The sequence below is a fragment of the Mesobacillus zeae genome, assembly GCF_003570705.1.
GTDB lineage: Bacteria > Bacillota > Bacilli > Bacillales > Cytobacillaceae > Mesobacillus_C > Mesobacillus_C zeae.
The window spans coordinates 16,460-29,697 of sequence record NZ_QWVT01000015.1; the positions used below are offsets into that span (position 1 = coordinate 16,460).

The window sequence follows — 13,238 nt, forward strand, 5'->3', positions numbered from 1 at the left end:
GGCGTTTTTACCTTAGCTATTAGTTTGGATCATCTAAAGGGGGAGAAACAATGAAGAGGGTATGTCTGCTTATTTTAGCATCACTGACGCTTCTCCTTGCTGGAGGCTGCGGCGGAGACAAAACAAAAAACAAAGTAGAAGAGAAACCACAATTTCTAGATGTTGTGCTGACTGTCAATCCTGAAAAGGCAATGCCTGGTGAAGAAGTGACATTTGAGGCAACGATCACGTACGGAGATGAAGAAGTAACAGATGCGGATGATGTTAAGTTTGAAGTATGGCGTGCGAATAATGATAAGCATGAAAAGTTCCAAGTGAAGCATAGCGAGAAAGGGAAATACCGCTTGAATAAGACGTTCATGGAAGAAGGAACCTACTATATTATTTCCCATGTAACTGCAAGAGACATGCACAACATGCCGAAAAAAGAGTTTGTTGTCGGGAAATCCAGCAAACCTGAGGAAGATCACCATGACAGCAATGCTGATATGAACGAATTGGATGACGCAAAGAAAAAAAATGAAGAAAAACACGACAGCACTAGTCATTAAAAAAATCGCGCCAGAAGCAGCTAACATTGCTGCTCAGGCCTGTTATTGGTCAATCTTGCCCCCGCATCCTGCAGGGGCTTTTTTATGTTAAGAACGATATAGTTTTTCTTCTAACTGTCCAGTTCGTGTCCCTGGACCCTCGCTTAACGGACGCTTTTGCTTTTCATTGTCCAGCTGCAGCGCCAAGGTGCCCCACCTTTCTGGTTACAGGGGTTGGGGATGATTCTCAGCGTTTAGGTCAATGGTAATTGGCACGGCTTCATCCTCAGGTATGACGGGAAGAACGATGGATAGAACCCCGCCTTCCAAGCTTGTTTGGATGCGGTGCCTGTTAACTTTGAAGGGCAGCGTAATCGTCTTCTCAAAACTTCTGTCAGGTCTTTCTTTCAAGTAGTATTGGAGTGTTGGCTTTAATGTCGGGTAAGTACCCTTGATAATCAAATTCTGCCCCTGCAGGATAATATTGATATTCTCTCGTACGGCTCCCGGGAGTTCCGCCTCGACGTACAGACAGTCCTGGAATTCGAAAAGGTCACAACGCGGGAACAGATCCTGCATCTTCAACCCGCCTGTTGGTTGGGAGCCTTGGTGCTGAACGGCCTGTTGATTAAATATTTCTTTCCAAAAACTTTCAGAAGCGTATTGCTTTGTTAAATCCAGCCAGTTTTTCAGCTTATCCATTTCCATTGCTTTTCCTCCTTGATAAAAAAATCTATTTGGAATGGGACTCCTTAAGTTATAAATTATCCTTCACATCTACCTCGGAAAACTGAAGGTCAATACTCTTGGGAATCTTAATTTCAAGCATTCCATCTTTATGGATGGCGGAGGCTCCTTTTTTCTTGACTAAGACAGGCAGGGTAATCGTTTGTTTATCGCCTGTTTCCGGAATATTTTCGATAATTGCCTGATTGGTTGTATGGTAAATTTTCATGTTCTTCAGCCAGCTTTCATCTTTTAATTGAAGGCGGATATAAACATGGTCATGTGTTTCGAAAACAGATGCACCTAGTGGCTGGTTAAAATTTTGGGAATCCCGCTGCTGAGGCTGTAATGTTTTCATCCAGTCATTTGGATTCATCATGCCCTCTATATTTTCGGTGAATACTTTTCCAAACATATCATTTACATATTTGTCCAGATCACCAGGTTTCATAGAGTTGAACATCTTTTTCATATCCGGATTTAACGGAAGCATATTCCAGGGAAACATAGAATTCCTCCTTTCTAGCTAACTTTGGCAATCTTATAGCTGGTTTGTGATAGGCATTGAAGGATTGGCGATCTGATCCTGATCACTGATGTCCGGATCGCCAAACACATTTGTCGAGCAGGAGGAAGCAGGAGAAAAGTCGCCGAAGGCTGCATTGGTGCCAATCAGCTTTGCATTTGATGTATGGCTGTTATGAACAGTTGGTCCGATATCGATATTGGCATTGTTATTCATACCATTGGACTTAAAATTAAACAAATTTATTTGAATCGGCATAATTCCTCACAAGCTTTCTTATAATTGAATGGAGTTCACATGGGACGGATCGGCAATATCACCCTGGTCATTTAGATCAGGATCGATAAAAACATTTTCCATAGCTGCTGTTGGAGGGGCATAATCACCATAGGAAGCATTTTGCCCTTGTGACTTTGTATTTGCGGTAGGAGAATTATGGAGGGCGTCACCAATATTAAGGGATCCGTTATTTGAGATATTGTTTATTTTCAAGCAGTAAATGTTAATGACAGTCTGCATCGTCTCACTCCCTCGTGGATTGATGTATTATCTTATGCAGGCGGGAGCCCAAAGGTTATGAAATTTTGATTGAACGTATAATTGCAGCGGTTATGATTTGCATCTATGCGAAGTTCTCATTACTATTAAGGTAGGAATACTATTAAATAGAAGTGCGGGGTAACGGTTGTGGCCAATAGAACTGCGTTAATAACCGGAGGGTCCTCCGGAATAGGTAAGAAGATTGCATACAGCCTTGCCAGATCTGGAATTCATACTGTGATCAACTACCGGAAAAGCAGGGAAGAGGCAATGGAACTTGCAGGCGAACTAACGGCAAAGTTCGGAACGAAAAGTATTGCAATCGGCGGGGATGTATCAAACTATGAAAATTGCACCGAGATTGTAAATAAGGCTAATGAAATTTTTCCTTCGATTGACATCCTGATTCATAATGCGGGGCCATACATCCATGAACGAAAAAAAATGGCTGATTATACAGCGGAAGAATGGCATTACTTAATAAATGGGAACCTGAACAGCATGTTTTATCTATCGAGGCTGGTCATTCCGGGGATGAGAGACCATCAATGGGGAAGAATCATTACAATCGGCTATGACCGAGTCGAGTCGGCTCCCGGTTGGATTTACCGTTCTGCTTTCGCTGCAGCGAAGACAGGTCTTGCATCTCTGACTAGAACGATTGCACTTGAAGAAGCCAATTCAGGCATTACTTCCAACATGGTCTGTCCTGGTGACATCGTTTCAGAGTGGAAAGAGATGGATATAAATGAAGCGTTGGGAAAACGGGATCCTTCTGTGCCTGTGGGGAGGCCTGGGACTGGTGAGGACATTGCCAGGGTCGTGACATTCCTTGCAGATGAAAAATCCGATTATATTACTGGGGGAGTCATTCCAGTCACAGGTGGAAAAGATGTCCTAGGAAAAGCTTATAGGAACTAATGATCATCGAAAAAGCCAGCCCGCAAATGAACAAGTGACGGGGCTGGCTTTTTTAAATTCACTGAAAGGTTTGCTGAGTGTGGGACGAAGTTTGTTTCTGAATATAAATGAGTCGAAACAACAGGGTTAATGCTCCGATAGCGAGTCCGGCAATCAACCCGATCCAGTATCCAAAGGCAAGGGCATCTGTATGATTGGCGAGATAGTAGCCAAGCGGCAGCCCGATTACCCAGTAGGATACAAGTGCCATAATGAACGTTACATTGACATCCTTATATCCTCTTAGCGCACCCTGAACTGGTGCCTGGATAGCATCCGAAAGCTGGAAAAACAGGGCGTAGATCAAGAATGTGGATGTCAGCTTAACAACAGCTCCATCGCCGGAATAAATAGCTGCAATATCTGTGCGGAAAAAGAAAAGGACAAGGCCACATACGAGAGCCATACCGACCGCGATTGAAACGCCAATCCAGCTGTATTGGACGGCATCCCTGTACCTTCCCGCACCAACCTCAAATCCTACTACAATAGTCAGGGCCATAGAAATGCTCAACGGAACCATGTAAAGGAAAGAGGCAAAGTTAAGTGCAGCTTGGTGAGAAGCGATTGTAACCGTATCAAACCCGCTCATCAATAAAGTGACAGCTGCAAAAATGCTTGTCTCAAAGAATATGGAAAATCCGATTGGGACTCCAAGTTTGAGAATTTCTTTCCACTTCGTAATTGAAACAGCATAAATCCTGCTGAAAATATGATAATCTGCAAATGGCCGCTGCCTGATGACGATAGCGACGGAAATGATCAGAAGGACCCAATAAGTTATCGCAGAAGCATAGCCTGCTCCTACTCCGCCTAGCTCAGGCAAACCAAATTTGCCAAAGATGAGCATATAGTTGAAAACCACATTGATCGGCAGGGAAGAAAGGGTTATCAGCATGGTTACCCGTGTTTTTCCCAGTGCATCGATGAAACAGCGCAGCACATTTACAATAAACAGCGGAACAATGCCCAAACCCAATGCAATAAGATAATCATTTGCGACCCTTTCAACATTGCTATCAAGGTCCATCCCTGAGAGAATTGGCTCCATAACAAAAAAACCAGCGACAATAACTAGGCCTGACATAATACAGGCAAGGTAGACGCCCTGAATGACCGAATAGGCCACTCCTTCTTTCTTTGAGCCGCCAACAAGATGGGCTACAATGGGCGTAATAGAAAGAAGGATGCCGCTTAGTCCTGTAAAGACAGGGACCCAAAGTGAAGAGCCTATGGCAACGCCGGCAAGGTCTTCCGCACTGTAATGGCCAGACATCATCGTATCAAAGAAGTTCATAGAATACATCGATAGCTGAGTGACCAAAATCGGAATAAGAATTACTATTAGCTGCTTTAATTTATCTTTTTTTGTTAAGGTTTCATTCATTATTTGCCCTCATTTTCTTCTTTTCTTCTCCGGATTGATTATAGCATAATACTCAATTTAACGTATTTCATTAAGGAATCGGGGTGTAATTACAATAATTTTATTATGTAAACTATATTGTGATTAATAAAATAAAATCCCGAACCGAAAAACCGGCAGCTTCATAAGGAAGGCTGCCGGTTTTTTTTCGATGTTGTTTACTGGTTCTTTGACAGTATAAGCTCCGCAGCTATAAGAAACACTTGTATTTTTCCATACTATTAAGCTTCAAGAAGCTGTGTGGATCCATCATCGGTCTGGTCCATACCGCGGCGGAGATACAATGTATATTGGTCACGCGAAATTTCATATAAATCGTAAACTTCACTTTCCGCGTTAATCTGGCTGTAAAGACTGGCCCTCGTGTCGTTGGCTTTGACTGTATATGGCAGCTTTTCGGCTGCTTTGATCGACCTCATATTTTCTTTCCGGATCCTCATGTAGATTGTTTCAATGCCATTCTCGTAGAATAGCTCCTGGAAAAAAGCGTCTTTTGCCGGCGCATTATAGCCCTTGCCATGATAGGGTTTTCCAATCCAGGTACCAAGGAACCCTGCATGGTCCTGAATATCGTACAGGTTGATCGTACCGATTGGGGCTCCCCAGTCATCCGTTATCGTCCTTGAAATGATTTCCCCACGGTCTTCCGCTTCCATCGCCTGCTTTGTGATAAAGACATATTCGTCATGAGAATAAGCCTTATGGCGAACAAAAGGAAAGACATCAGGGTGCTTTAACAGCTCATACAAAGCGTGGCTATCATTAACATCACGTTTTTTGAGCATCAGTATCCCTCCAACTGCAGGGCAGTCCGGTTTTTTGGTGAAAAACAGACACGTCCCACCCTCGAAATTTTTTGTGAAATAGCTAAAAAATTTCGGGGTGGGAATCGAACCCACTAGAACCAGGATACTGGTGGCGCACCATTTGCCTTCCCTCATTACTTTTCCGATATGAAGTTTTTTCTTAAAGGATTTTTCATAGAAATCATACTAAAAATTAAGCAAAAAGAAAATAGGTTTTCGCCAAAATTTTTCCATTGATTTACGCCAAATTTCTACATTTTATTTCAGACGATAAAGACCGTTTCTCCATTGATCATCGTCCAGATTGGTTTGGAGGTATATTGAAAAGGATGCCCGTTCCAAAGCACTAGGTCAGCGTCTTTTCCTGGTTCAATACTCCCTAGGCGCTCGTCAACTCCAAGGTTTCTGGCAGCCAGGATGGTGATGCCTTCTAAAGCCTTTTGTTCCGGCATGCCTTCGCGCACAGAAATCGCCGCACACACATTTAAATACTGGACTGGAATGTATGGGTGGTCTGTCGTGATGGATACTTCAGCTCCAGCTGCGCAAAGCTTTTGGTAGGTCGTCCAGCTCTTATTCTTTAATTCAACCTTTGACCGCCTTGTAAGTGTCGGACCCACGGAGACTTTCAAATTTCTTCTCCCAAGTTCCCCGGCAACCAAGTGGCCTTCGGTACAATGTTCGATCCGAAGGTCCAAATTAAATTCATCTGCAAACCGAAGTGCCGATATGATATCGTCAGCACGGTGGGCATGGACCCTTACCGGGATTTCACGTTTCAATGCTTTCACAATTGATGCAAGTCTGAGAGGTGTTGGATCATCGGCATATTTCGCCTGGTAAAAGGCTTCTCTCAGCATACCCATGATGCCCATTCTTGTGATACTGTCCTTATTTCCGTGGCTATGGATCCTTTTGGGATTTTCTCCAAGAGCTATTTTAAGCCCAGCCGTTTCCTTAATGATCATTCTTTCGATATTTTTCCCCGAGGTCTTGATTACTGATGTTGTACCGCCAATAACATTTGCGCTTCCGGGCATAACATGGACGGTCGTTATGCCGGCTTGTAAGGCATCAGAAAAAGCAGGATCAAACGGATATACTCCATCGATTGCACGGACATGCGGACTTAATGGTTCGATCGTTTCGTTCGCATCATTTCCTGCCCAGCCGGTACCTTCGTCGTAAAGACCAAGATGTGTGTGGACATCAATAAATCCAGGAAAAAGGAACCCGCCGGAACAATCGATGACAGAAACGCCGTCCGATAAGGGGATATTCCTGCCCACTGATTTTATTTTTCCTTGTGAAACAAGAACATCGCAGTCCTGAATGGAATCACTCACAACAGGAAATACAAAAGCATTTTTCAGCAATATTCCATTCATGTTGTGGTGGGATCTCCGGTTTTTAAAAAGTTTCTATTCATCGGTCCTCTCCTCATTTCCGGTAATGGTAATACAATGTATTCGTCCAAATTTGTGAAAGAACAGCAAAATGGCCAATTATTTCCTGGAAATATGAATCTTTTTATCCGTGAATTCGTAAAATAAGCAGGGAATAAAAAAGGGAGGGAATTAAAATGCCAAGCAATGAAGAAAGAATGCTTGCAACCGGCATTTATATCATCAGCTTTTTTACAGCTTTTATCGGCCCGCTGATCATATGGCTTATGAAAAAAGACGAATCGAGTTTTATCGATTACCATGGCAGGGAATATTTCAACTTTTTTATTTCATACAGTGTGTATGCGTTGATAAGCTTTATACTGATGATCGTCCTGGTTGGGTTTGTCCTGTTTTGGATTCTTGGAATAGCTGCCCTTATTTTTACCGTTATCGGGGCGGTGAAGGCATTTAGCGGAGAACAATACAGGATACCGTTTATTTTCAGGCTTCTGTAAATTAAGATAACCGGATACATATTCCGGTTATTTTTTTGTGAATTTGGATGTGCTTTGTTTGCAAATCACGAATCAAACTTTTTCCGTGATAATATGTTAAGATAAAGTAAAATATTGACATATGAGGAGGAATTGAAGTGTCATTGAATGCGAATACGGGACTTGTACTTGAAGGAGGCGGCATGAGGGGCGTCTATACAGCCGGTGTGCTGGAGTGTTTTTTGGAACAGGGCATACAATTCCCATATGTCATAGGGGTATCGGCTGGCGCATGCAATGCTGCGTCATATTTGTCAAAACAGAAAGGCAGGAACAAGAGGGTTAATATAGGACTTGTCACTGATCCGCGCTACCTTTCGTGGCAGAACTTTATCAGGACAAGGCAGTTTTTTGGGATGGATTTTATTTTTAATGAAGTGCCTAATAAGATCATTCCATATAACTATGAAGAGTTTTATAAAAGTGATTCGGAATTTATTGTGGGAACTACGGATTGCCTGACTGGGGATCCGGTGTATTTTTCTAGGAATGACTATGGAGAAGATGTTTTGACTGCCTTGAAAGCATCCAGCTCTCTTCCGTTTATTGCGCCGGAAATTCGCTTTAAAGAGAAAATCCTGCTTGACGGTGGAATCAGTGATCCGATTCCAATCAAAAAAGCGCAATCTGATGGCAACGGGCGGAATGTGGTCGTATTGACCCGGAACGAAGGTTATTTAAAGAAACCGTCAAAACTGCAGTTTCTTGTCCGCAGGAAGTATCCTAAGTATACCGGACTTCAAAATGCGCTTGCGACGCGATACCGAAAATATAATGAGTCTGTCCGCTATGTGGAAGAAGAAGAGAAAAAAGGAAATGCATTAATTATCCGGCCTAAACAGCCCTTGCAGGTAGGAAGAATGGAACGCAACCCTCAAAAACTCGAAAACTTGTACATACAGGGCTACGAGGATGCAAACCAGGCTTTAGCTAGACTGGAAGCATGGTAGAAGCTTATGTCATGATCGCCGCACTTTCCAATGAGAAGTGCGGCTTTTTGTGCTCTCAGAAACTTTTCTGCTTAGTGCCGAGGATTCATTCTTTCGACAAAACTCTGCGTTACCTGCCGATACCGTAGTCGATATTAGGGAAGAAAGTAGGGAGTAAGTAGGCGGGAGCAGCACAGGTTAGATAATATAAGGGACTTAGGACATTATTTTGACGATAAGCAGGGAATTTATAGAGATTGTGTTTTTAAATATTTAGAATATAATGAAAACATAACGATAAAAGGGGGATTTTGCATGGTCATGAAAGGAAAATTCTTTGCCGGTACTCTTGCAGTTGCAATTGGGGCAGCAGCGGCTTTTAGCGGCGGCTTTCCGGCAGGGAAGGTACAGGCGGCAGAGAAAAAATACATAGTTGTTTTCAAGGAGCAGTCAAAGCTTCCTTCAGGCTATGAACAAGCGATTAAGGCAGCGGGAGGCAAAGTAGAATCATCACTTGAAAAGTTAGGTACAGCGGAAGTTGTCTCAGCCAACCCTAATTTCCTGACAGAGATTAGAAAATCATCTTCAGTCATGGCAGCGGGAACTGAGAATATTATCTATCCTGATGCACCTGCAGCAGCTGAATCCTTCACCGCATCTGACAGCTCGGCTTCGGCTGGTGACTTGTATGCGAAATACCAATGGGACATCAAGCAGGTCACTGATGAAGGGAAATCATGGGAGATCGCTGGCGGCAGCGGGAAATCCACAGACGGCAAAGATATTGTTGTCGGGGTTATTGATACAGGAATTGACTATAACCATCCTGACATTAAAGAAAACTATGCCTACGGCAAGTCATTCGTCCCAGGTTACTCTGACCCGATTGACCAGAAAGGTCACGGCACCCATGTTGCCGGATCGATTGCAGGTAAAGGCAGGGTTATGGGGGTAGGGCCTGAATTAAAGGTTGCATCCTACCGTGTGTTTGGCCCGACTGGCGGAGCAGAGACCGCGCATATAGCCGACGCCCTTATGACAGCTGCTGACGATAATGTCGATGTAGTCAACATGTCACTTGGCGGTTATGACTGGTTCCAGGACCCAGACCTCGCAACAAAAGATGTTGTAGCCGATGTTCGCCTGTTCAACCGGGCAATCCAATATGCCATCAAAAAAGGAGTTACTGTGGTTGGTTCAGCAGGCAATAACGGAATTGACATCAGCTCTCCGGGCAAATTGTCTGGAGATGATAAAGGTGCAACACACCGCAGCCCGAGCAGCCAAACAATGATCAGGGTTTCAGCCGGTGGCAAATTGAAGAATCTTGCCTACTATTCTAATTTTGGCGTTGGTAAAATTGATGTAATGGCACCAGGCGGCGATAGGGGACCAAACTATGATCCTGTAACCAAAACAGGTGCCGATAATTCATATATGTCCCTAAGCACAGTCCCTGAGGTGGACGCAGCTGGAAATGTAACAGGTCACGGATATGCCTATTATATCGGAACTTCTATGGCTGCGCCGAAGACAGCCGCCCTTGCAGGTGTCATTATTGCCAAGCATGGGAAAGACAATCTTTCTCCTTCCCAGGTGAAACATATCATCCAAACATCATCGGAAGATGTTTTCAAAAACGGGTATGACCAAGATTCAGGTTTCGGGCTGATCAATGCAGTCAACGCTCTAAAATAAAATATAAAAATGGAGCCGGCGGAAAGCGTCCGGCTCCATTTTTATATTTGGCAGAATGATTTCGCCCCTATCGCAATATAATAGAGTAGAATCCTAGATAAGAAGGACGATAATAGATGAGCATCCAACAATACTATCTTCAAAACGCAAATTCTTACCTCCAGGCATGCATTGCCTCTCTCTCTATGCTGGCAGCACTGCTCGGCTCCTTTTTGCTGATGCCGGCTAAACCTCCCTTTATTCTTGCGGCCGTACCTTTCTTATTTTTTACATTCATTCACTTTCAAGGATTTCTTTTGAACACAAGGCGTTCAAGGGAGTCTTCTCCGGCTGACTCGGCAAATGGCCAGGCCCCCGCAGCCCTGCTTCAGCAGGAACATCTCCTGCTTGGATTTGCCCCGGCACCTGCACTGAAGATGCTGTTATTTTTTCCGGATGGAATGCTCGCAGGACAGGTCAGGGAAGAAGAAGAGAAAAAATGGCGATGGTTTTTACCCTATGTGGTGGACAAGCATATCAGGAAAAACTACGTTCTGTTCGATACCGGCGGCAGGTTTCTTGCCAGGGTTGCGGTGATGGGTGCCAAAGCAAATGTTTTCAATCGAGAAGGGAAACTTATTGGCCGTTTTGACGGAAAAGCAAGAAGAGGATTGCTCCTTGGAGATAATAGGTTATTTTCAGTAAAACACCAATCAACTCTTTTCACGGATTTGCGGTTTGTGGAGGATGAGGGACTTGTTTTTTCTCAGCTGCAAAGAGGATGGATGAAGACAGAATGGCAGAAATGTTTCAGCTTGAACACGCCGGTGCTGTCTTTTGATACGGACACCTGTGAGCATGAGCGGCTGATGACGCTAGCTGCCATAGCAGTGGAGTATAGCTATGTCAATAATTGACTATTGCAGAACAATGATTGAAACTTTTTAATGGAGATGCGGACCAGGAAAAGATAGAATAACAGGGGAGGGTATTTCTTGGAGGGATGATTCTAATGAAAAAGTTTATTATCATAATTGGGTTGGTACTTGCTGTACTGTTTGTAGTGGACAAGACACTCCTAAAGGATAAGGGAATGGTGAACAAGGTAGGGCTGGCGGGGAAGTATGCTGAAATTGAAAATCCAAAATCATTGGCAGAGGGACTGAAAACAGAAAATAGGGCACCGGATTTTTCCCTTACAGACATAAATGGCCAAGAGGTTAGACTAAGTGATTATAAAGGGAAAAAAGTTCTTCTGAATTTTTGGGCAACCTGGTGTCCTCCATGTAGAGCGGAAATGCCTTATATGGAAGAAATGTTTAAGGAGCACAAAAATGAAGGCTACGAGATCGTTGCAGTCAATATGACCAGCAGTGAGAAAAATAAGGGGAATATTGAACCTTTCGTCAAGGAGTATGGTTTAACGTTTACAATTCCGCTTGATGAAAAAGGAGAAATATCAACGCTTTATGAAGTCATGGCATATCCTACGAGTTACTTCATCGATTCTGATGGAATAATCAGAAGCAAATCTATCGGAGGAATGAAAAAGGAATTCATGGAAAAAGAAATGAAAAAGCTTCCGTAATCAGAGGGATCTTTATAAAAAACGTTTTTGCGGCCGAATGTATTTTATAATCTGTGCTGACAGAGCTTTCCTCAATGACGGCTGAGGAACAAAGCGGGCAATATCTTCAGCCACCGGAAAAATTCCGAAATCATTGGAGCGGACCCTAACTAGGCCCGAAATTTTTTGCCCGGAGGGATGATTCCAAACCGTGTTAATAGACACGGTTTTTTCGTTGATGTCAGGAGAAGTATTTTTGATGGCAGTAATGCAGAACTTAAATTGGTGTAGCATGTCCATGGTGATAAAAACCCCCTTTATTTTGTGATAGATATTGAACAATTCCGGAAGTTGTGGCATCTTTTATTATATTGAATGATTTGGGAGGCTGCCATTATGTTGATTAACTTGATCAAATGTCATGGTTCGGGCAATGACTTTTTGCTAATAGACGAAATGGAACATGATTACGGATTGACGGAAGAAAGCAGGGAAAGACTTGCAAGGCTCCTTTGTGACAGAAGCAATGAACTTGGGGCGGATGGCATTCTAAATATACTCCCCAGCAAACGCGGGGACGCAAGGATGCGTGTCTTTAACAGTGATGGTTCTGAAGCATCCATGTGTGGTAACGGCTTACGCTGCGCTGGCAGGTATGTTTGTGAGAAGCTTGGAAGTCAGGAAGCCGTAATCGAAACAATGAAAGCGGATTTGAATGTCAAAAAGGAAGAAGATATCCTTGAAGGCATTCCGACCTACCGTGTAGAGATTTCGCCTGTTTCCTTTAAACTTGCAGATTTACCGATGATGCTTGGGCAGGATACCTTAATTCAAGGGAAGGTTGCGGAGCTGTCGGAAGAGCTTGAATTTACTGCACTGGCTGTTCCCAACCCGCATCTCGCTGCCATTGTTGACAAGAAGAATCTCGACTCTGAGCTGCAGAAGAAGCTTAGCGAGGCAGTGAATGGACCGAACAAGCTCTTCCCTGATGGCGTAAATGTAAGTTTTATCAGGCTACTCGGGAAAAATAGGATCTTTGTCCGTACGTTTGAGCGGGGTGTAGGCTTTACAAATGCATGCGGGACGGCGATGTCGGCTTCAAGCCTTGTTACATGTCTTACCGCAGGTAACGAATTTGATGAGAGTATTGAAGTGTATAATCCCGGAGGAATGGTCCAGTGTGTTGTGCATCAGTCAGGAGAAAGCTATACAGTGGACTTAATTGGCAATGCGACATACGTGTATCAAGCGGAGGTCGATGCTGATCTCACTGCCGCTGCTTTTTCGGTAAAAGACAAACAGAATTTCAATGAACAAGAAAACTACAATAAGCTGCGAGAGAAGGCACAAGCTTTTCTTTCAAGCTGATTAGATCTATTGCAATGATGTAGCGCCAAAATGGACGCTGCATCATTTTTTTGCTTTGTATCCTTGATTTTCTCGTTAAACGAAAGGAGCAGGATATATTAAATTATTGGCGAACATAACAATTTTTTACCTTTTGGGGATAAGGAGGGATTCTATGGGTTCGAATCCTAAACTGCCACTGTCGTCTGATGAAAAAAGTAAGTTACGGAAGCTAAAGTAAAAATAAGAGAGGTACATACAC

General features: G+C 43.4%; 15 protein-coding genes. 8 read left to right on the forward strand and 7 right to left on the reverse strand.

Annotation, left to right across the window (positions count from 1 at the left end; translation table 11 throughout):
* The first annotated feature begins 50 nt into the window (after nt 1-50).
* Nucleotides 51-551: a FixH family protein gene (locus D1970_RS08075; protein WP_119112374.1), complete on the forward strand. Its 501-nt coding sequence runs from the start codon at nt 51-53 to the stop codon at nt 549-551.
* 204 nt (nt 552-755) lie between these two features.
* Here the strand turns inward: D1970_RS08075 and D1970_RS08080 are convergent, their stop codons facing one another.
* The 4 genes from D1970_RS08080 to D1970_RS08095 are packed head-to-tail and all read right to left on the reverse strand — an operon-like array spanning nt 756 to nt 2,301.
* On the reverse strand, nt 756-1,238 hold the full coding sequence (locus tag D1970_RS08080; RefSeq protein ID WP_119112375.1) for an Hsp20/alpha crystallin family protein: 483 nt from the start codon (nt 1,236-1,238) through the stop codon (nt 756-758).
* Between the two features lie 49 nt (nt 1,239-1,287).
* Nucleotides 1,288-1,764 carry an Hsp20/alpha crystallin family protein gene (locus tag D1970_RS08085; RefSeq protein WP_119112376.1) on the reverse strand — a complete coding sequence of 159 codons (477 nt, stop codon included), beginning with the start codon at nt 1,762-1,764 and terminating at the stop codon, nt 1,288-1,290.
* A gap of 33 nt (nt 1,765-1,797) precedes the next feature.
* Nucleotides 1,798-2,040 carry a spore germination protein gene (locus D1970_RS08090; RefSeq protein WP_119112377.1) on the reverse strand — a complete coding sequence of 81 codons (243 nt, stop codon included), beginning with the start codon at nt 2,038-2,040 and terminating at the stop codon, nt 1,798-1,800.
* Between the two features lie 18 nt (nt 2,041-2,058).
* Nucleotides 2,059-2,301, reverse strand: coding sequence for a spore germination protein (locus tag D1970_RS08095; protein ID WP_119112378.1), 243 nt, complete (start codon nt 2,299-2,301; stop codon nt 2,059-2,061).
* 168 nt (nt 2,302-2,469) lie between these two features.
* Between D1970_RS08095 and D1970_RS08100 the strand changes: the two genes are divergently transcribed.
* Nucleotides 2,470-3,243 carry an SDR family oxidoreductase gene (locus D1970_RS08100; protein WP_119112379.1) on the forward strand — a complete coding sequence of 258 codons (774 nt, stop codon included), beginning with the start codon at nt 2,470-2,472 and terminating at the stop codon, nt 3,241-3,243.
* A gap of 58 nt (nt 3,244-3,301) precedes the next feature.
* Here D1970_RS08100 and D1970_RS08105 read toward each other — a convergent pair whose 3' ends face one another.
* The 3 genes from D1970_RS08105 to D1970_RS08115 form a co-directional block, all read right to left on the reverse strand.
* Complete coding sequence (locus tag D1970_RS08105) at nt 3,302-4,669, reverse strand: MATE family efflux transporter (protein ID WP_119112380.1); 1,368 nt, start codon at nt 4,667-4,669, stop codon at nt 3,302-3,304.
* A gap of 260 nt (nt 4,670-4,929) precedes the next feature.
* Nucleotides 4,930-5,493: a GNAT family N-acetyltransferase gene (locus D1970_RS08110; RefSeq protein WP_119112381.1), complete on the reverse strand. Its 564-nt coding sequence runs from the start codon at nt 5,491-5,493 to the stop codon at nt 4,930-4,932.
* 284 nt (nt 5,494-5,777) lie between these two features.
* The gene (locus tag D1970_RS08115; RefSeq protein WP_119112382.1) at nt 5,778-6,902 is read right to left on the reverse strand and encodes an amidohydrolase; all 1,125 of its coding nucleotides are present in this window, start codon (nt 6,900-6,902) and stop codon (nt 5,778-5,780) included.
* Between the two features lie 194 nt (nt 6,903-7,096).
* Between D1970_RS08115 and D1970_RS08120 the strand changes: the two genes are divergently transcribed.
* The 6 genes from D1970_RS08120 (at nt 7,097) to dapF (ending at nt 12,997) form a co-directional block, all read left to right on the forward strand.
* Nucleotides 7,097-7,417: a DUF4870 domain-containing protein gene (locus D1970_RS08120; RefSeq protein WP_119112383.1), complete on the forward strand. Its 321-nt coding sequence runs from the start codon at nt 7,097-7,099 to the stop codon at nt 7,415-7,417.
* Between the two features lie 143 nt (nt 7,418-7,560).
* Complete coding sequence (locus D1970_RS08125; RefSeq protein WP_119112736.1) at nt 7,561-8,406, forward strand: patatin-like phospholipase family protein; 846 nt, start codon at nt 7,561-7,563, stop codon at nt 8,404-8,406.
* A gap of 294 nt (nt 8,407-8,700) precedes the next feature.
* Complete coding sequence (locus tag D1970_RS08130; RefSeq protein WP_119112384.1) at nt 8,701-10,083, forward strand: S8 family serine peptidase; 1,383 nt, start codon at nt 8,701-8,703, stop codon at nt 10,081-10,083.
* A gap of 116 nt (nt 10,084-10,199) precedes the next feature.
* Nucleotides 10,200-10,979, forward strand: coding sequence for a hypothetical protein (locus tag D1970_RS08135; RefSeq protein WP_119112385.1), 780 nt, complete (start codon nt 10,200-10,202; stop codon nt 10,977-10,979).
* Nucleotides 10,980-11,074: 95 nt separating this feature from the next.
* Entirely contained in the window at nt 11,075-11,650 is a 576-nt protein-coding gene (locus D1970_RS08140) for a peroxiredoxin family protein (protein WP_119112386.1), read from the forward strand.
* A 375-nt stretch (nt 11,651-12,025) separates the two neighbouring features.
* Nucleotides 12,026-12,997, forward strand: coding sequence for a diaminopimelate epimerase (gene dapF / locus D1970_RS08150; RefSeq protein ID WP_119112388.1), 972 nt, complete (start codon nt 12,026-12,028; stop codon nt 12,995-12,997).
* Nucleotides 12,998-13,238 lie beyond the last annotated feature (241 nt).